The sequence below is a fragment of the Candidatus Saccharibacteria bacterium genome (assembly GCA_016700015.1).
Lineage (GTDB): Bacteria > Patescibacteriota > Saccharimonadia > Saccharimonadales > Saccharimonadaceae > Saccharimonas.
In genome coordinates, this window is record CP064995.1 from 209,037 (window position 1) to 227,936 (window position 18,900).

18 protein-coding genes, 1 tRNA gene and 1 pseudogene are annotated in these 18,900 nt (G+C 48.7%); 14 read left to right on the top strand and 6 right to left on the bottom strand.

Features of this window, described 5'->3' with window-relative positions:
• Window positions 1-13: 13 nt before the first annotated feature.
• Window positions 14-4,768 carry a BspA family leucine-rich repeat surface protein gene (locus IPM09_01150; GenBank protein QQS22136.1) on the top strand — a complete coding sequence of 1,585 codons (4,755 nt, stop codon included), beginning with the start codon at window positions 14-16 and terminating at the stop codon, window positions 4,766-4,768.
• A gap of 322 nt (window positions 4,769-5,090) precedes the next feature.
• Here IPM09_01150 and IPM09_01155 read toward each other — a convergent pair whose 3' ends face one another.
• From IPM09_01155 to IPM09_01165, 3 genes are all read right to left on the bottom strand, one after another.
• A complete protein-coding gene (locus IPM09_01155; protein QQS22137.1) occupies window positions 5,091-5,621 on the bottom strand; it encodes a hypothetical protein in 531 nt (176 codons plus the stop codon).
• Window positions 5,622-5,755: 134 nt separating this feature from the next.
• Window positions 5,756-6,040: a hypothetical protein gene (locus tag IPM09_01160; protein QQS22138.1), complete on the bottom strand. Its 285-nt coding sequence runs from the start codon at window positions 6,038-6,040 to the stop codon at window positions 5,756-5,758.
• Window positions 6,041-6,471: 431 nt separating this feature from the next.
• Window positions 6,472-6,548, bottom strand: a tRNA-Gly gene (locus IPM09_01165).
• A gap of 401 nt (window positions 6,549-6,949) precedes the next feature.
• Between IPM09_01165 and IPM09_01170 the strand changes: the two genes are divergently transcribed.
• The 4 genes and pseudogenes from IPM09_01170 to IPM09_01185 all read left to right on the top strand — a co-directional run bounded on the left by IPM09_01170 (window position 6,950) and on the right by IPM09_01185 (window position 11,716).
• Complete coding sequence (locus IPM09_01170) at window positions 6,950-7,606, top strand: bifunctional (p)ppGpp synthetase/guanosine-3',5'-bis(diphosphate) 3'-pyrophosphohydrolase (protein QQS22139.1); 657 nt, start codon at window positions 6,950-6,952, stop codon at window positions 7,604-7,606.
• A gap of 39 nt (window positions 7,607-7,645) precedes the next feature.
• A complete protein-coding gene (locus IPM09_01175) occupies window positions 7,646-8,926 on the top strand; it encodes a UDP-N-acetylmuramoyl-tripeptide--D-alanyl-D-alanine ligase (GenBank protein ID QQS22140.1) in 1,281 nt (426 codons plus the stop codon).
• Window positions 8,927-8,959: 33 nt separating this feature from the next.
• Window positions 8,960-9,667 (top strand): annotated as a pseudogene (locus IPM09_01180) (class I tRNA ligase family protein).
• Between the two features lie 51 nt (window positions 9,668-9,718).
• A complete protein-coding gene (locus tag IPM09_01185; GenBank protein ID QQS22455.1) occupies window positions 9,719-11,716 on the top strand; it encodes a leucine--tRNA ligase in 1,998 nt (665 codons plus the stop codon).
• Window positions 11,717-11,855: 139 nt separating this feature from the next.
• Here IPM09_01185 and IPM09_01190 read toward each other — a convergent pair whose 3' ends face one another.
• Window positions 11,856-12,134, bottom strand: coding sequence for a hypothetical protein (locus IPM09_01190; GenBank protein ID QQS22141.1), 279 nt, complete (start codon window positions 12,132-12,134; stop codon window positions 11,856-11,858).
• Window positions 12,135-12,327: 193 nt separating this feature from the next.
• On the opposite strand from IPM09_01190, the gene IPM09_01195 reads away from it, so the two are divergent.
• The 6 genes from IPM09_01195 (at window position 12,328) to IPM09_01220 (ending at window position 15,256) form a co-directional block, all read left to right on the top strand.
• On the top strand, window positions 12,328-12,471 hold the full coding sequence (locus IPM09_01195; GenBank protein ID QQS22142.1) for a hypothetical protein: 144 nt from the start codon (window positions 12,328-12,330) through the stop codon (window positions 12,469-12,471).
• A gap of 51 nt (window positions 12,472-12,522) precedes the next feature.
• Window positions 12,523-12,984 carry a transcription antitermination factor NusB gene (gene nusB / locus IPM09_01200; protein QQS22143.1) on the top strand — a complete coding sequence of 154 codons (462 nt, stop codon included), beginning with the start codon at window positions 12,523-12,525 and terminating at the stop codon, window positions 12,982-12,984.
• Window positions 12,965-13,456 (top strand): NUDIX domain-containing protein, encoded by a 492-nt coding sequence (locus tag IPM09_01205; protein QQS22144.1) that lies wholly within the window; start codon window positions 12,965-12,967, stop codon window positions 13,454-13,456. Before nusB ends, IPM09_01205 begins: the two co-directional genes overlap by 20 nt.
• Window positions 13,457-13,556: 100 nt before the next feature.
• Window positions 13,557-14,267, top strand: coding sequence for a ribonuclease III (gene rnc, locus IPM09_01210; GenBank protein QQS22145.1), 711 nt, complete (start codon window positions 13,557-13,559; stop codon window positions 14,265-14,267).
• A 94-nt stretch (window positions 14,268-14,361) separates the two neighbouring features.
• Window positions 14,362-14,745, top strand: a complete 384-nt coding sequence (gene rpsP, locus IPM09_01215) for a 30S ribosomal protein S16 (protein ID QQS22146.1) — start codon at window positions 14,362-14,364, stop codon at window positions 14,743-14,745.
• 94 nt (window positions 14,746-14,839) lie between these two features.
• Window positions 14,840-15,256 carry a KH domain-containing protein gene (locus IPM09_01220; GenBank protein QQS22147.1) on the top strand — a complete coding sequence of 139 codons (417 nt, stop codon included), beginning with the start codon at window positions 14,840-14,842 and terminating at the stop codon, window positions 15,254-15,256.
• A 132-nt stretch (window positions 15,257-15,388) separates the two neighbouring features.
• Here IPM09_01220 and IPM09_01225 read toward each other — a convergent pair whose 3' ends face one another.
• The gene (locus IPM09_01225) at window positions 15,389-15,703 is read right to left on the bottom strand and encodes a hypothetical protein (protein QQS22148.1); all 315 of its coding nucleotides are present in this window, start codon (window positions 15,701-15,703) and stop codon (window positions 15,389-15,391) included.
• Window positions 15,704-15,832: 129 nt separating this feature from the next.
• On the opposite strand from IPM09_01225, the gene trmD reads away from it, so the two are divergent.
• The 3 genes from trmD to IPM09_01240 all read left to right on the top strand — a co-directional run bounded on the left by trmD (window position 15,833) and on the right by IPM09_01240 (window position 17,924).
• Window positions 15,833-16,498: a tRNA (guanosine(37)-N1)-methyltransferase TrmD gene (gene trmD / locus IPM09_01230; GenBank protein ID QQS22149.1), complete on the top strand. Its 666-nt coding sequence runs from the start codon at window positions 15,833-15,835 to the stop codon at window positions 16,496-16,498.
• 218 nt (window positions 16,499-16,716) lie between these two features.
• The gene (locus IPM09_01235; protein QQS22150.1) at window positions 16,717-17,190 is read left to right on the top strand and encodes a hypothetical protein; all 474 of its coding nucleotides are present in this window, start codon (window positions 16,717-16,719) and stop codon (window positions 17,188-17,190) included.
• Between the two features lie 2 nt (window positions 17,191-17,192).
• A complete protein-coding gene (locus tag IPM09_01240) occupies window positions 17,193-17,924 on the top strand; it encodes a methyltransferase domain-containing protein (GenBank protein QQS22151.1) in 732 nt (243 codons plus the stop codon).
• 9 nt (window positions 17,925-17,933) lie between these two features.
• Here IPM09_01240 and IPM09_01245 read toward each other — a convergent pair whose 3' ends face one another.
• On the bottom strand, window positions 17,934-18,524 hold the full coding sequence (locus IPM09_01245) for a hypothetical protein (GenBank protein QQS22152.1): 591 nt from the start codon (window positions 18,522-18,524) through the stop codon (window positions 17,934-17,936).
• Between the last annotated feature and the right edge of the window lie 376 nt (window positions 18,525-18,900).

Consider the following 18,900-nt stretch of genomic DNA (forward strand, 5'->3'; position numbering starts at 1 on the left):
GGGAACAAATATTTTGAAAGCTATAGGTAAGGAAAAGCTAGTTATCACACTTGCCGTGGCATTTGCATGCGGCATTGGGATTATTGCGCCGCACTTTATTGCAGCAGATGCTATAAATAATACTGATTTTGTGACAACCTGGAAAACAGACAATGCTGGGACAACCAGTTCCACCTCTATTGGTATACCACTTGCGCCATCAACTGCCTACAATTTTCAGATTGACTGGAACAATGACGGCGTGTATGACCAAACGTATAGCGCAACTACCCCTGCAAGCCCAGCAACGTTTGTTACCCATGACTACGGTGTAGCAGGTACTTACAAAGTGCGAATAGGTGGTACATTCCCGCGCATTTATTTTGCAAATGCTGGTGATAAACTCAAACTTCTCAGCGTTGACCAGTGGGGCACCATCAGCTGGAGAAGTATGAATAGCGCGTTTTGGGGCTGCGCCAACCTGCGCATTCCAGCTGTAGATGCGCCAAATCTTTCGCTCGCGGTAGATTTTTCTCAGATATTTAATGGTGCGGCGTCACTCAATGACCCTATGAATCATTGGAATGTATCAACTATAAATAACATGACAAGTGCATTTAGTGGTGCATCATCATTTAACCAGCCCCTCAGCAACTGGAATGTCGGAAACGTTGCGAATATGGCACAGATGTTTTCAGCGGCAACGGCATTCAATCAAGACCTTACGAGTTGGAATACGGGTAATGCCACTACCATGCTTAATATGTTTGTTAATGCAACTAACTTCAACAACGGTCAAGCATCGGGTGCAAGCACAGCACCACTGACGTGGAACACCAGCAAAGTAACTAGTATGCAAGCCATGTTCCAAAACGCCAAGGCGTTTAACCAACCGATCGGCACCTGGGATGTATCGAAAGTAACAGTTATGTCGTCTATGTTCTTTGGGGCGTCGGTATTTAACCAACCGCTCGCAAGCTGGAATGTCGGCGCCGCTACTACTATGATAAACATGTTCAGGAGCGCCACAGTCTTCAATCAGCCAATAGGTTCATGGAATACCGTAAATGTGACAAATATGAGCGGTATGTTTGCTGATGCAATTGCTTTCAACAACGGACAAGCATCGGGTGCAAGCACGGCGCCACTGCTGTGGGATACTGGCAAAGTTACTGATATGTCGTCGATGTTTTATAGCGCAACTACCAATGCATTTAATCAGCCTGTCGGTTCTTGGAATACATCTAACGTTACTATGATGCAGGGTATGTTCCAAAACGCACAGCTGTTTAATCAGCCTGTCGGTTCTTGGAATACCGGCAAAGTTACTAATATGTCGTACATGTTCTTCAATGCAAGGGCTTTTGATCAACCGATAGGCACTTGGAATACCGTTCAAGTAACAACTATGAGGTACATGTTTGCCAGCGCTGTGCTGTTTAACCAAGACATAGGTGCATGGAATACAGCAAATGTCACCGACACTTCGTATATGTTTCTCAATGCCGTGAAGTTTAATCAGGCAATTGGTACGTGGAATACCGTAAAAGTAACTACTATGGCATCTATGTTTGATGGTGCAACCGTGTTTAACAACGGCCTAGCCGCTGGCATAAGTGGTCCAATGCCCTGGAATACCGGCCTGGTGACCAATATGTCCTATATGTTTAATAATGCCAAAGCCTTTAACCAAGACATAAGTACCTGGAACGTCAGCAACGTTACTACTATGCAGCGCATGCTTTCGTATCTGACGTACTTTAACCAACCTATTGGCGTTTGGAATACGGCCAAACTACTCGATATCAACAATATGCTTCATACGAGCACTTCATTTAACCAGCCACTCGGAAATTGGAATGTGACAGGCGTAGCAAATGCTACAAACTTTTTGGCGAATGTGAAACTTTCCATAGTGAACTATGACAACCTCCTCATTAACTGGAATTCTCAAGCGGTCAAGACGAGCGTTATTTTTCACGGAGGTCTGAGCCAATACTGTGCCGGCGCAGCTGCACGTACAAACCTGATAACAGTCAAAACCTGGACATTTACCGCAGATGGCGGGCAAAATTGTGCACCAACAGATATAGGGCTCACTAACGCAACTGTTGCTGAAAATACGACACTGGTTGGTACGCTCTCATCAGTTGACCCGGATGCGGGTAATACCTTTACCTATTCGCTTGTTGCAGGTACGGGCGATGAAGATAATGCCAAATTTAGTATCAATAACACCACGAAAACCTTGTCATTTGCTTCAGTGCCAAACTTTGAAAACCCGACAGACCTTGGTGACATTGCAGGCAACAATACCTACTCCATCCGTATTCGTAGCACAGATAACCTAGGTGGTACCTACGACGAAGTGTTTGTTATCACTGTTACTAATATTGATGAAGCTGCGCCTGTCATCACGATCACCGCACCAACTAAGCTCGACAATGTCACGATCACCGATACGACTATACGAGTTGTTGATGAAACAGCCGTGAATGCCGCAAGCGTCGTTATAGCCCCGACTGGCTCAACAGCTGGTACAAGTAGTTTTAGCTGTACGCAGACATCTGCTACCCAGGTAGATTGTACAGTTTCTGTTACCAGTTCAGGTGACCTCAACATACAAGCAACTGACGTAGCTGGCAATGTGGCGACCAAGAAAGAAACAAACTATGTTATCGATACTACACCGCCTGCGTTTGCTAGTAGCTCAGTCGATGTCATAACACATGGTATTAATCAGCCGATCGTGAGCTTTAGTGCAACTGATAACATATCAGTTGACCACTATGAAATCATCTATACTGCCGACAATGGCGGCGCAGGCGTCAGTGGTTCTACAACAACGATTAACCCGGCAACGAGCCCCGTGACACTCACGCTTGACCCAGATGAAGCGGTACACACGGTCACTATTCGTGTCTATGACACAGCCGGCAACTACGCTGACCGCGTGATAAAATTCCCGCCAATCGTCAACTTTACGGCTCCAACAACACTCAGCAACACGACCATCACAAATGCTACCGTAACTGTGACAAGTCCTGGCGGTAATGATCTGACAGGTATTACCTTCAACGCTGGCTCTACTGGTGCGACACTGGGCACATGTACGGGTGCTGGTGGCGACACGTCTGATCCGTATGCGAATCCTGTAACGTGCGTCATCAACAATGTTGCTTCGACCGGAAGTGTCACAGTGGATGCGACTGATAGTGTCACGGGCGCAATCGGTCAAAACAGTCAGAGCTTCATCATTGATACGACCGCACCAACGGTAGCAATATCTGCTCCTACAAAGCTTGATAATGGTTCAATCACCGACACAACTATTACCATTACAGATAACGTAGGCATAGTGGTTGCTGATGTTGCAATCGGCGTAGGCTCGACTGCTTTAATCTCTAATCTCAATTGCACACAAACATCTGCGACAAGGGTTGACTGTACGGTACACGTTAATTCGTCGGGGAGTCTTATTATTGAGGTATCTGACAAAGCCGGCAATACAGCCACTGCAACTGAGCTTGGCTATGTGATTGACACAACCTCTCCAGTAGTGACCGTTGGCACTCTTTCCGCCATCACTCTTGCAAATCAGTCTGCCTACCCGGTCTCTGGTATGTGTACCGAGGGAGACGGAAATATATCAGTAGTCGTCAACGGGGTCACCCACATGGTTGCCTGTAACAGTGGTGCCTGGTCGCTGACGCTTGACCTATCCTCACTGGGCGATGGCTCGCCAGCCCTTACCGTGACAGCTAGCCAGACAGATGCAGCTGGGAATACGGGAAGTGCGGGGGCACAAACAGCCCTTAAAGACACAGTTGCCCCTACTGTTGGCATAAACACCGTTGCTAGTAATGCTGGTTCTCCCGCTCTTTCTGGTGCGGTCTCAGACCCAGCAGCAGTCGTAAAAGTCACCGTCAATGGCGCCGAATACACAGCTACGAACAACGGAGATGGCACCTGGAGTTTGCCGGCTGGTACGATTGCTCCTGCGCTAGTAGATGGAGTTTACGACATCGTAGTGATGGCAACTGACTCTGTCGGCAATAGTAGTTCGGATGGTACAACTGACGAGCTGTCAATTGATATAACGGCACCTACCGGCACACTAACACCAATTGCGCCATCAATCACAAACAGCCCCGCCCTTTCTGGCACGGTCTCAGACCCAGCAGCAGTCGTAAAAGTTACTGTCAATGGCACCGAGTACACGGCTACAAACAACGGAGACGGTACCTGGAGCTTACCGGCTGGTACGATTGCTCCTGCACTTAGCCCTGGCACCTATGATGTCGTCGTGTCATTTACCGATGCGCTGGGCAATACATCGACTGATACAACAACGAATGAACTTGTTATACAGCGTAGTGACGCAGACCTCCCGACGGTCAATCCGTTGACCGCCGCTGGTGGACAGCCAATTATCACTGGTACGTATGACGCAGAGAACAGCCAAAGCCTGTCTGTTGCGGTAAACGGCATTACTTACGTGCTTGGCGTAGCAACACAGCTTACCGTTAGCGGTAATACTTGGAAACTTGATCTTAGCTCACTTAGCCCTGCGTTACCTGCAGGTGCTTACGATGTAAAGGTGGCAGTAACAACTCGAGGGGGCGCAGTCCTGGGTGACAGCACGGCTACAGAATTAGTGCTCAACGATGCGAGTAAACCTCTAGCTGCTACAGGCATCTCAGTTATTGTACCGACGATTCTCGGAGCAATGTTAATTACTGTTAGCGCATTGCTCATATATCGCTCAAAACAATCTAGTAAAAAATAGCGGTGGACAATTTTTCGATTGTTCCATCGAAAAAAATGGTTGAGGCATCAGTGCCACTAATTGCCTTATCCGTTGCAAGATTATAGTCGAGATGTCCGACAAACTCAGAGGTTGACAGAAGACGATTATGCGATATTTCGGAATTATCTCCTTATCTCCACTTATCTCAAGAAAATAGATCAACATGGAAAATATTTGTTGCCCAGGAAGATTTTGAATAAACTCGGACTTTTTGTATCTGTTCAGGGTTAGACCCTAAACACCCATGCGTATGTATGAGCTCAACATTATGCTGGCTGCTCAGATTTAGGTGCTGTTTTAGTTAGAGTCGCGTTGTAAATGCAGACGTGTTGTCGTTTTGAACTATGGTGTTATTTACATCAAACATCGTGTAGCCACTGGTGACGGTATCGAGCCTTGTGATTGACCGATCTTTCATATCAACGTCGATACGGAGTATACTACCCGCTGGCACGCCGCCAGGTACTTCGACATGAGAAAATACTAGTTCACCACTCGAACCTTTCTTTTGGTTAAAGCAGCTTGCGTAAGCATTGTTTTGGTTAATTTGCACCCATGTCGTTGATCCAGGTGCCTGATAGCTTAGGGTATCGGTGGTGCAGTCAAAGCTCAAACTACCATTGTTTGGCAATGAAATACCTCCATTTACCAAAGTAGTAGATGTTGGTATAGGGCTTGAGACTACCGTTGCATGAACCGCACTACCAATTCGTGTTATATATAACCCTGGTAGTAGCGTTGCCGCAGATGCTTGCTGGCCGCCAAACAATGATACAATTGTTGCAAATATACTCACCACTAACAAACTGGACACGACATATATCTTCCTCATACCTACTCCTCCATGATTTAATGGTTATACATAATTACCATAGCATGATAAGGATGTTATTACCATCAAAACGATTAACAAAATTTGGGTAATAATCCAAGAAGTTATAGTGTTAGAACAGCCTGTAGCGCTGATCAAGTATCGTACTCGGCGACAAGTAATTTTTTGTGATCGTCAAATGGTGTGATGAGCGGATTGCTGCTAAAACGTATCAATTTCCCATTGTCTGCGATGTACGCAATTGATCCCCTCATTGTAACCGGCTCTTTGGTGTCTGCTCTACGGTATGTTATGACCCAAAACTTCTTTGAATCATATATTTTCGGCTCAGCGTCTACTGTAGCCTCTATGTTGTCGCGCGTCGGCACAAGTTCTCTGGCGCGTGCAGCTGCTTGCTCAAATTCCGTGATACTGTACATATAGTCAGTATAACAGGGTGTAAAAGGCCATAACCTCCAACCACCCCCAGCGGGTGCTGAAGATGTAGCCCCACAGAGCAGTGCCGATGAAGCCGAGGTAGATATCGTGATGGAGATGACCAATTTTCTCGGTTCAAGTCTTGCGGGCTCGCATGCCTCGCTACCCGCGAAGAGGCAAATGAGTGCCGGCAGGACGATCCACAGCAGTGGGCTGTGGATCAAATTAACTACTGTCATGTACTTCTCCTTGCGGTGGTTTCAGCAGTAACTCACTAGCTTTGCAACATATAAAATTCGGTTTTTCTATAGTGCGGGCGCTTTAGCTAACCAGGAGAACAACTGGTACACCCATATGAAACGGCTGGTACGCGCTGCGCGCGGCCAAAGAAAAACGGCGCTTTCGCGCCGCAATTCTGAAAAAAGTCTGGTTTTGGTGCGGGTTAAGAGACTCTAACTCTCGACCTCGTCCTTGGCAAGGACGCGCTCTAAACAACTGAGCTAAACCCGCATACTATAGGTGTAAATGTCGGAAGGTGCACCATGCCATTGCACGAGCTATGGTAGTTTTGCAAGGACGGCCACGTTCCGCGGCCCCGAAACTTCGCGAGCGAAAACAAGTTTTCGCCGGAAGGTTTCCTTGCGACCCGCCACTGGCGGCTCTCACTCTAAACAACTGAGCTAAACCCGCATGGTTACTCGGCAAATTATAGCGGAGACACTGCAGATTGACAAGACCCCTGGCACTCGAAAGAGTTAGCCCAAGTAACACTTGCACGTATAAGTAGATGGTAGTATAATAATACTGTAGGACAGCGCCCGCTTGCCTGCGGGGTCCATGGCGGCTACGAATTACTAAATCATTAATTCGTGCGGCCTTTTTTGTTTACAGAAGGCCGATGGAGGAACAATATGCCAAAACATGAAGACCTAAAAAACCTACCAAATATTGAGCGTCGTTTGCACCCCGAGGTATGGCGTGCGCTGCAGATAGCAGCCACCGCCCACGAGGGCATCCAGCGCAAAGATGGTCGCGGTCCATACGTAGTGCATTTGTACGAAACACTTACGCTAGTAGAAATGGGTACTGATGACCTAGCAACACGTATCGCCGCACCGCTTCATGACGGACAGGAAGATGTACCCGATAAGCTAGGGCTTGATATTGTTGCGAGTGAGTTCGGGCCCGAAGTAGCAGGGCTCGTGGCGGGCGTGACAAAACGGCCAAAAAATGCGGGTGCCATCACACCCGACGAAAAGCGAGCAGAATGGTATGCTCGCAACCTGGACTACGCGCGCATATTGGAGCATGTGGCCGACGAACGATCATCGATCATCGCTGTAGCCGATAAAATTAGCAATCTGCGTGACATGATTCGCAACACCTATACCAAAGGCGAGAGTTTCTGGCGGAAGTTTAACGCTACACCCGAAGACCAGCTGTGGTGGTATAAGCTTGTGTATGGCGTGGCGCAAAAGCGCATACCAGACAACCCGCTTAACACAATTTTTGCAGCGTCTATCATAGAATTTGAATTTGCAATCGACCTATATCGCAGTAAGCGGTAGGCTGGTCGTAGCCAACCACATGCGCTATCATAGGTGTATATGCTGAAAAACTATGTGCTGAAGAAATTGCAAAAATATGTAGCTAAGTATTTTGCAAAACATCCCGAAGTCAAGCTGATTGTTGTTGCGGGGAGTGTGGGTAAAACCAGCACCAAGCGCGCCATTGCCGACCTACTATCCAAACGCTATCGTATACGCATGCATGAAGGTAATCACAATACCGACATGTCGGCACCGCTGGCGATTCTCGGCATTAACTACCCAGCTAATCCTAAAAGTCCGTTTGCGTGGGCAAAAGTATTTCGTGCTGCGCGCCGGCGGATCCATCAGCCAACTGATGTCGATGTGATTGTACAAGAACTGGGCACTGATCACCCAGGTGAGATCGCTGCGTTTGGCAGGTATCTCAAGCCCGACCTTGCCTGTATTACAGCAGTCGCGCCAGAACACATGGAGTTTTTTGGCACCATCGAGGCTGTAGCTCAAGAAGAAATGGCGGTCGCAGCATATGCCAAATACGTGCTCATTAACCGTGATGACGTTGAGGGGAGATTTGCTGATTTTGAAACAAATCCAAACTTTAGTACCTACGGCACTAGTGGTGCAGCCGAGTATCGGTTTGAGCAGCAAGAATTTAGTACCGACAGTGGCTACACGGGCAACATTCTCGCTGTTGACCATGAACCGTTTGCAGCAACTATTAAAGTAGTGGGTGAACACAGCCTGCGGTCGGTCATCGGTGCGGTAGCAGTCGGGATGATAATGGGGCTCACTCAGCAAGATATTATTGACGGACTTAGCCTTATACGGCCCGTGCCTGGACGCATGAACCTACTGCGTGGTATTGGTGGTACAACAATTATTGATGATACCTACAATTCTAGCCCGGCTGCAGCTGCTGCTGCACTACAAACGCTCTATTCGTTTACCGATGCTGGCCAGCGCATCGCGGTACTCGGCGACATGCGTGAGCTGGGCGCTACTAGTCAGTCAGCCCACGAAGCGCTAGGGAATATATGCGATCCAAGCCTGTTGTCGTGGCTTGTGCTGGTGGGGCCTGAATGCGAGAAGTACCTTGCGCCTGTGGCGAGGGCGCGTGGTTGCCAGGTGCAGGTGGCCCGACATGCCATAGAGGCCGGAGAGTTTGTTCGCTCGGTCGCCGAAGAAGGAGCTGTGATTTTGGTCAAGGGATCACAAAATACCATTTATTTGGAAGAAGCTGTGAAAGTGCTGTGCGATATGACCGAAGATGCCGAACTCGTTCGTCAGTCCGCCGAATGGCAACAAACGAAATCAACGTACTTCAATAGCTTCTCGTAGACCCAGTCGCCTACCTCTGATATACTAGTGGCAATGAAGCGCTACAATCCTACTGAAATTGAGCCGAAGTGGCAGCAGCGATGGGCCGACGACAATCGCTACGCTGCGAAAGACTTTGGTAGCCAGCCAAAATATTATGTGACCGGTATGTTCCCGTACCCAAGCGGTGTGGGTATGCACACTGGGCATTTCATGGAGCATTCGATTGTCGACGCAGTGGCGCGGTTTCGCCGCAGCCTCGGCTACAATGTGCTCTACCCTATGGGTTGGGATAGTTTTGGGCTACCTGCCGAAAACTACGCCATAAAAACTGGCAAAAAGCCGCAGGTTACGACAGCCGAAAACATAGCCAACTTCAAGAACCAGCTTCGTCGTGTCGGTGCGAGTATCGACTGGAGCAGAGAGCTCAATACCGCCGACCCCGAGTATTATAGGTGGACGCAGTGGGTGTTTACTCAGCTCTACCAGCGGGGGCTTGCCTATCAAAAAGAAGCCAATCAGTGGTGGTGCCCCAAAGACAAAACTGTGCTTGCCAATGAACAGGTGGTAAATGGTCGTTGCTGGCGCTGCGAAGAAATAGTAGTGAAAAAGCCCATGAAGCAGTGGTTTTTCAAAATTACGGACTATGCCGACGCGTTGCTCGAAGAAATCCCTGCGCTCAACTGGCCAGACAAAATCAAGCTTGCTCAGACAAACTGGATTGGTCGGAGCGAGGGCGCGGAGATTGAATTTACAGTCGATGATGAATCGGCAACCGCCGACTCACTGAAATTTACCCCAGAGTTGTCGCAAATGATTGTTGACCGTACAAAAACCTCTACAATTCGACTGGAGCCAAAAAACTTACGTGTTGGCGACAAAGCCGAGTTCTTAACACGCTACAATAGCGACCGGGTGAGTCATTTAGGTACAGCACTCATTACGCAGGTGCGTACTATGAAGCTTGGTGCTATTCCCAATGACCTAGCGGGCCACGAACAGATGGATAGCGACGAACAAAAACTGGCTCGCTACCAAGGCTACTACGATGAAAGTGTGACGCTCGACACTGCATTTACCATTTATGATTTTGAGTATATTCCCGATACAATTACTGTCTTTACCACTCGCCCCGACACCATTTTTGGTGCGACGTTTCTTGTACTTGCTCCCGAGCATCCGCTTGTGCCAGGTCTCGTAAACGACAATACGCGTGCTGCAGTCGAAAGCTACACCGCTGAAGCCATTAAGCGCAGCGAAATTGACCGAGCCGCCGAAGGCAAAGAAAAAACTGGCGTCTTTACCGGGAGTTATGCGGTCAACCCTGCCACGGGCGAAAAAATCCCCATATGGGTGGCCGACTATGTGCTGTGGGGCTATGGCACTGGCGCGATTATGGCAGTGCCGGCACACGATGAGCGCGACTTTGCATTCGCCGAGAAGTTTGATTTGTCAATTATCGAAGTTGTCACAAAGCCTGAAGACGAGGCAGAGCAGTGTTATCACGGAGAGGGTGTACTGCTCAATTCGGGGCAATTCGACGGTATGTCGAGTAGTGAGGCTCGTGAGCAAATTGTGGCATGGCTTGAACAACAGGGAACGGGTAAAGCAAAAGTCACCTACAAAATGCGCGATTGGCTGATTAGTCGCCAGCGCTACTGGGGAGCGCCGATCCCGATCATTCACTGTAAGCAGCATGGCGCAGTTGCCGTGCCCGAACACAATTTACCGGTACTGCTACCCGATATCGATGATTTTGCACCACGTGGTGATGGCAATACGGCGCTTGGTAGTGTGGAAGACTGGGTGAATACCACATGCCCCACATGCGGCAAACCTGCTAAGCGTGAAACTGATACCATGGATGGCTATGCCTGTAGTAGCTGGTATTTGCTCCGCTACACCGACGCGCACAACACTGAGCAGGCATGGGATCCAGCCAAGGCTAATTACTGGGTGCCGCTCGACATGTATGTTGGTGGTGATCATGCGGTGGCGCACCTGCTGTATGTGCGCTTTTGGACGCACGTGTTCTACGATATGAAGCTACTGAATACCAAAGAACCTGTCAAGCAGCTGGTGTACCATGGGCTTATACAGGCCGAAGATGGCCGCAAAATGAGCAAAAGCCTGGGCAATGTGGTTGACCCACTCGATGTGATCGACCAGGGCTATGGTGCCGATGCACTGCGCACCTACGAGCTATTCCTGGGGCCAATCAACGAAAACAGCAACTGGAGCTCGCGCGGTATTACCGGTAGCTACCGGTTCTTAAACCGGGTATGGACACTGGTGCAAGAATACCAGGAGGCTGAAAAAGCCAGCAAGGGTGATTCCCGCCAGCTGACAGGCCTTACGCACGCACTGATCAAAAAGGTCACTGACGATTATCATCGGCTCAGTTTCAATACTGCCATTGCTGCTATGATGGAATACGTCAATGAACTCTACAAGCTAAAAGTAGATGGCTTTAGTGGGCAGTGGCAGTTTGCACTGGAGTCGCTGATCATACTATTGCAGCCGCTTGCCCCCCATATGACTGCCGAGCTTTGGCAGCAGCTTGGTCGCGACGATGCGCTTGATTTTGCCAATTGGCCGGTGTGGGATGACAGCCAGATTGTGAGCGACACTATGACGATTATTGTGCAGGTAAATGGCAAGCTTCGTGCCAAGCTCGATGTGCCAGTAGGCGTGGCAGATGATGACATAAAAGCACTCGCCCTTGCGGACGAGAATGTGAAGCGGTTTGTGACAGACCAGCCGAAGAAGGTGATATATATCCCTGGCAGGCTTGTTAGTATCGTCGTCTAAGTAATCCGTATAATCTTCTTTTGGTGTCAAAAGAAGCAAAAACGTACTTTCTTTCGATGAAAGTACCAAAGGATCGACCAGGGGCTCTGCCCTGGACCCGAAAGTGCGGAATATTATTTATAGAAAGGGAAAACCCCGCCTAGTTGGCGGGGTTCCCGTACTTCGTGTCGACCCACTTTGCCAGGTGGAAGGCAGCGAGGTTGACGAATGCCACTCCTAGGGCGACGACTGGGCCTCGGCCCAGCCAGCCCTCGCTGAAGTACAGCCCGGCCAGCACAACGGTGGTAATGAACCAGGCTCCGGCCCACAGGATTGAGCTTATGCCCAATGCCTCCAGTGCCTCGCCCTTGCTGAGCAGGGCGACGATGATGAGGGAGACCAGCTCGCCCAGAGCCAGGCCGATGATGAAACCGCTCATACCGGCGGCACCACCTTTCTTTTCGAAGAACGGGGTGGACTAGTGTCCACAATTATCATTATAGCACTAATGCTATAAAATGTCAATATACATAAGCGTAAATACAACTATTTGTCAATCTATTGAGTTATGCGTCAACCTGCGGTATAATGCAAAGTAAGTTTTATTACATCCGAGAGAAGGAGAACATTTCATGGCACAGCCAAAGAAACAGAGCAGCCCCAGGAAGACCGGCCTCCGCCGCAGCCACCTGGTACTTAAGCTTGCTCGCCGCGTGAATGCGAAATCACCAGTCAAGGTCAAGACAACCAAGAACGAAACTGGCAAAAAGAAGTAGATCGCTACTTTTTACGAGTGGGATAATTAACAAAGAAAGAACCAACGCATAATGGCTAGTAACCGTCACCTAGGACGAATCGTCGCACTGCAAACTCTTTATGAGTATGAATTTCGTACTCAAGCGAATGACACGACTGTCGATTTGCAGGAAATACTGACGCGCAACCTCGAACGCTATGAATCGGCGATTGACGATACGGATTTCGTTAAGGATTTAGTAGAAGGCACTATAGCCGCGCAGACTGATCTAGACGGGAAGATCCAACCAATTGCACCTGAATGGCCGGTTGAGCAGATAGCACGGATTGACCGCGCAGTCTTGCGACTAGGTATGTACGAACTACTTTATAAAGGAGCTGTCGTGCCGCCAAAAGTCGCGATTAACGAAGCGGTTGAACTCGCCAAAGCATTTGGTTCTGATAACTCAAGCAAGTTTATAAACGGGGTGCTCGGCACCGCGTTTAGGACACTTGTCGAGGAGAAACCAGACAATGCCAGCGCCGAAGCTTGATAAGTTTAAAAAATATTTTCATAAACCAAAAGCCAGTATACAAGAAATCGTCCGGGAGCCTACTGCGGGTGGTGTGGTGTTTCGTCATGGCAAAGATGGCATAGAAATACTACTCATCCAAGACGCCAAAGACAGGTGGACAATTCCAAAGGGCCATATAGAAGAGGGTGAGAAGGCTGTTGACGCGGCGCGCCGTGAGATTGGCGAAGAAGCTGGACTGCACAATATTGATATGCTCGGCTGGCTGGGCAAAATCCATTTTCGCTACCGCCGGCTAGAGCGGCTAGTACTAATGACGACACAGATATACCTGGTGCGGGTACGCGGTGATGGCAATGAAATCCAAAAAGAAGAATGGATGAATGGCATCAAGTGGTTTCCGTTTAGTGAAGCGCTTGATCTGATAGAATACGAAGATATTGGTAAATTGATGCTGCTTGCCATGAAGCGTATAAGGCAGGAAAAGCTATGACCCTAGCTATTGGAAAGTGCAGCCAGTTCCGAGCGATTTATTCGCTCGCACTGCGCGATGAGAAAACTGCTTGCAGTTGTCTCATGCACCGGAGGTGGCTATGACCGGCATGCCTACAGGCCCCTATGTAGATTTTGCCAAGACTAAGCTCGGGTTTGAGTACAACGATATTCAGCTGCTTATTACCGCCCTGACACACCGCAGCTATGTGAATGAGCATAAGAAGAGTGTCAGTGAGCACAACGAACGACTGGAGTTTTTGGGTGACGCGGTGCTCGAGCTTGTTGTGACCGACTATTTATTCCAGAACTTCAGCGAGCCCGAAGGTATACTCACAAGCTGGCGCGCGGCCTTAGTACGTACCGAGAGCATAGGTGAGGCTGGCCAAAAACTTGGGTTTGAGCCACTGGTGCGTATGAGTAAGGGCGAGAAAAACGGTAGTGAGCGAGCTCGACTTCAGATACTCGCCAACGCGTTTGAGGCGACTATCGGCTCGATTTATCTTGACCAAGGCTACGATGTGGCGAGCGCATTTATTCACACGCACATTTTGAGTAAGCTTGAATCAATCCTCGATGCCGGGACATGGCGTGATCCGAAAAGCCATTTGCAAGAGGTGAGTCAGCGGATTGACGGCGCAACGCCGGTGTATAAAGTTATTTCAGAAGATGGCCCCGACCACGACAAAGTGTTCACGCTTGGCATATATGTAGGGGGTAAATTGATGGGCAAGGGTATAGGGCCAAGCAAGCAGCATGCGCAACAACAAGCGGCCCGTGCAGCCCTAAAAGCATATGAAAAGCGCACCTAACAGACCCACAGATTGACACCAGAGGCCAGGTAGTGTATAATGCGGGGAAGTATAAAAACAAGCTATAAGTGAAGTAAAAGGAAGATGTAATATTATGCTCGCAATTCGATTGCAACGTCTCGGCCACAAAGGATACCCAGTGTATCGTCTGGCGGTACAGGAGGCTCAACGCCACCCAAGCAGTGGACGTGTTGTAGCCTATGTCGGTAGTTATAACCCGCATAGCAAGGAAGTAAAAGTTCAAACCGAAACCGTACAAAAGTATCTTGATAATGGTGCGCAGCCAACGCCACGCGTAGTGAAGCTTCTTAGAGATGCTGGCGTGAAATTGCCAAGCTGGGTTAAAGAGTACGATGCTACCAAACGGAAAACAACTCGCCATAGCGATAAGTTACGCAAGAATCAGCCAAAAGAAGAAGCGCCAGTTGCCGAAGAAACACCAGCTGAAGAGTTACAGGTGGAAGAAACGGCAGAATAGCCAAGGACAATATGGAACTCGCCCACACGGGCGAGTTTTGCTACAATAGGACACAGCGATAGTAACCGTGAGACAGAAAAGGAGACCAGTGGGCATGTCAACTATTGACCAGCAATTCGTAGAATATATCGTAAAATCTCTTGTCGGTAACCCAGACGACGTAGTTGTCGACCGGATTGTCGACGAAAAAGGCGTACTACTAACACTTACCGTGAACCCCGAAGATCTAGGGCGAGTGATTGGTCGTCGGGGTGTGACTGCCCAGAGTTTGCGTACGCTACTCAGGGCACTTGGTACTAAGAACAGTGCGCGCTATAACCTAAAAATAGTCAATAACGATAACCCAGAGGAGTCGACTGTACTGTCAAGTGAAGATAAGGATGAGCCCGAAACGTCGGTAGCTGTGGACAACTTTACAGATGAAGATGTGGAAAACGACGAAGCTAAAGAGTCGGATTTTGCGAAAAAGTCCCGTGCCGAGCTTGCAGAACTCGACGATCTCGATATATAATCATAATCAGTTCAATGCGAGAACACTGAACCACAAGCTCATGCGAGCAAACCCCAAGGTTTGAGAGCCTTATATGTCTAAAAACCCCGCCTGTATACAACGGCGGGTTTTTTGGTGGCTATACTGCCGCGACTAGCGTCCCAGTAGTGAAATGGTGACAAATGTTGTAACGATGCCAGCCACAGCGATACTTGAGGTAAGTGCGATATGATGGTTGCGACGTGCCTGCATGAGCATAGAAGGTAATGAAGGGGTAACTTCTGAGTCGTCAGGCAGATTAGCGATAGGTGGCGCCAGCGCATGCTGGGCAGCAATCAGCGTATCGGGCAGATCGTCTGGAACCACATTGTCGTGAAGCGGTATAACCGAAAGGGATCGGGAACTTGCTTCCATGCGCACTGCTTCTTCGGTGACTTCAATAGTAGAGTGGCGTTTTTCAAACTCCATACTGTTTATACTATACCAGCTTAGTGTACAAATGGAAAGCCCGGTCACCATTGTGGTGCCGGGCTGTGGTCATACTTTTATTATAGCACATATAGACAAAAATTGCAATACCTGTTAAGCTAGTAACAGATGGCAAAACCACAAAAATTCCAAGTGATTACTCTCTTTCCCGAAATGTTTGAGGGAGTGTTTGGTAATAGCATGATGTGGAAAGCCCAAAAAGATTGTCTTGTTGAGCTCACCACAGTGAATTTACGTGACTATGGTCTCGGTCCGCGCCGGCAGGTAGACGATACCCCCTATGGCGGCGGTGATGGCATGTTGCTGATGATTGAACCGCTATGGAACGCGGTGATGCACGCTAAGCAGGCCGATCCGTCGGCGAAGGTACTACTTATGACACCTCGTGGGCTGCGTTGGCAGCAGGCAATGGCCAAAGAGTACAGTGAGCAATCGCACGGCTATATACTAATTTGCGGCCGCTACGAAGGCTACGATGAGCGCATTTTGGCGCTGGTTGACAAAGAAATTAGTATAGGTGACTACGTTCTCACCGGTGGCGAATTACCTGCAATGACGATCATCGACAGTATTGTACGGCTTATTCCCGGCGTACTGGGTGGAGCGGAAAGTGCTGCCATCGAAAGCTTTAGTGATGGTCAGACGCTGGAATTCCCGCAGTATACTCGCCCAGAGCAGTGGAATGGCATGCGCGTGCCAGATGTGCTGCTAAGCGGGCATCATGGCGAAATAGCCAAGTGGCGAATGGGTGAGTCGAAAAAAGTAAAAGGCTAGTCTACGCGTACAACCAAACAAATACCCCACTTAAGCAGCGGGGCATTTGAAAAGATATGTTGTGGTGGATATATCGTAGAGCGATGAAACAAGGTTTTTTGGTGTGTTTGTTTTTGTTACTTCGCTATTAGATACAGTACGCCTTTTTTCCCCTAAGCGCAAGCATTAAGGCAAAAAACACAACATTTACACACCCCTGTTGGCGTATACTATATGATATGAAGCAGTACCTGAAGCGTAGTGTACCGGCTGTATTCTTCACGAACACCGCCTATTTTCGTGCGCTAGCACTTGGGACAGTCTATTTGTTTTTGGCGATAACACAGCTGTTTACGTTTGAGAAGTTTGCTGATGTCACTGTGGGGTATGGCATGGTAGGGGGTGATATTGTGGCAGCTTTGGTCGCCGGCCTTATGCCACTTCTTGAAGTAGCGGCTCTACCATATTTACTTTCAATGCGACTATCGAGCCGTGCACGCCAGGTGTCAAAGTTTGCCGTCATTGCAGCGCCGAGTGTATGGTTTGCGATCGGCTTCTACCTTACTGTGGTCGGTAAAATCGGAATTAATAGCGGTTTGATGGGTGCAACGCTTTATACACCCGTGAGCTGGTGGATTGTCATCTTTGCGGCGCTGTTTTCGTGGGCGGCACTGCTTGTTGTTCGTGAACTGCCAAAACGACGTGGCGCCTAACTATGCGCCGGCACGAGCATTCTCAACATTTTTTGCGTAATCCCTATTTCGTCGCAAGGCTTATCGACAAGGTGGGAATAGACAGCAGTGATACTGTCTATGATATCGGAGCGGGTAGTGGTGTGATCACAACTGCACTTGCTCGAAAAGCAAAACAGGTAGTAGCGATTGAGCTTGAGCCACTAGCACTGAGAAAACTACGGGAAAATACCCAGTCATGTGCCAACGTTTCGATTGTCGAAGGTGACATACTTGCCATGCCATTGCCGAGCGGCCGCTACAAGGTATTTGCGAATATTCCTTTTCACATAAGTTCGCAGATCGTGCGTCGTTTGACTGAGAATGCTCAGCCGCCCATAGAATGTTTTTTGATAGTGCAAAAACAATTCGCGCAAAAGCTTGTGCTCGACAACAGTCATTTTACCGGTGCTTTGGCGATGATGATTGCGCCGTGGTTTACAGTTAGTGTAGTGCGGCCACTGCGCCGCAGCGACTTTTCGCCACCGCCCAATGTTGATACGGTGCTGATGAAGATCACTCGGCGACGGACAGCGCTTTTGCCAGTAGTGTATGCAGCAAATTATCGTCAATTTGTCGCTGACTGCTACCATGATCCGAAGCTTTTTGCTAAAACACCACGTGTACAACAAGCTATAGCAACCGACCGTAATCCATCGCAACTATCGATCGAAGAGTGGGTCCGGCTTTACATGGGCACACGCCACTCAAACTGAAAATGAATACTAGTGGATCCAAATTTCCGGTAGTGGCCGGCGGTGCATTGCTTCGAGTTTTGCCAGGTCTTTTGCAAGTTTTGCGCTCGCTTCGGCGGCTTGCTGGTGCATGCGGTCAAGCGCCTCTGCTTCTTCGGGCGTTTTGCGTAGAGCCGTAGCCAAGCAGTGGGCCGCGGTCAGCGGAGAAGTGAGATAGTAGAGCAGGGCCGCAGTTTCTTCTGGGTCAATCTCGCGTCCGTGTGTAAAGCTAAGTCCCATCATATCAGGTTCATGGAGCGACCGGGCAAGAGCTTGATCTTCTCGAAGCCCAAACATCCCGATCGTCCGCCACGCTGACGATAAGGAGTCTGGAATGTCTATTTGTACGCCATGAGTTGGCAAAAAACCGAGATTTCCAATGCCCTTAATACCACTCGGACGCGTCGTATCGTAGCGAAAGAACCGTACAGCATTTGCGCCGAATCGGTGGGTAACGCTCGCTTCTTCACCGCGACTATGAATTTTATACATGCCCCGCTCTCGATCGTCTACCTCCGGTTGCACTCCCGCATTGACCAAGGTAATGAATCGTTCTCGGTCTCTAAGACTATTTACTAACATGTGACAAACTCCCATTTACTATGCGTATATAGCAAATTAGTTCACAATAAAAAACACATATCAAATATTGCAGAATTGCAAGCGAGTATATCTTAGCTGGTTCGCAGGGATGTTGGCAAAAGGCAAGGATGATTGTTAGGAATAGGGATCAATGTGGTACGTATTCAGATCTTACGACAACCAAATGTTCACATAATTGTTTTTTGAGGAGAATACCCCCGTATGTTACGTCAACCCTTGATTCTGGTATGAGATGGTAGTTTTTCCCAAATTGAATAACTTTGAAATTCTGGGGTCCACTCGATTTTCCAAACTTACCAAGCCTATGCTGGACAATGTCGCCGACGTGAATTCGACGCCCTGTTTTATCTACGAA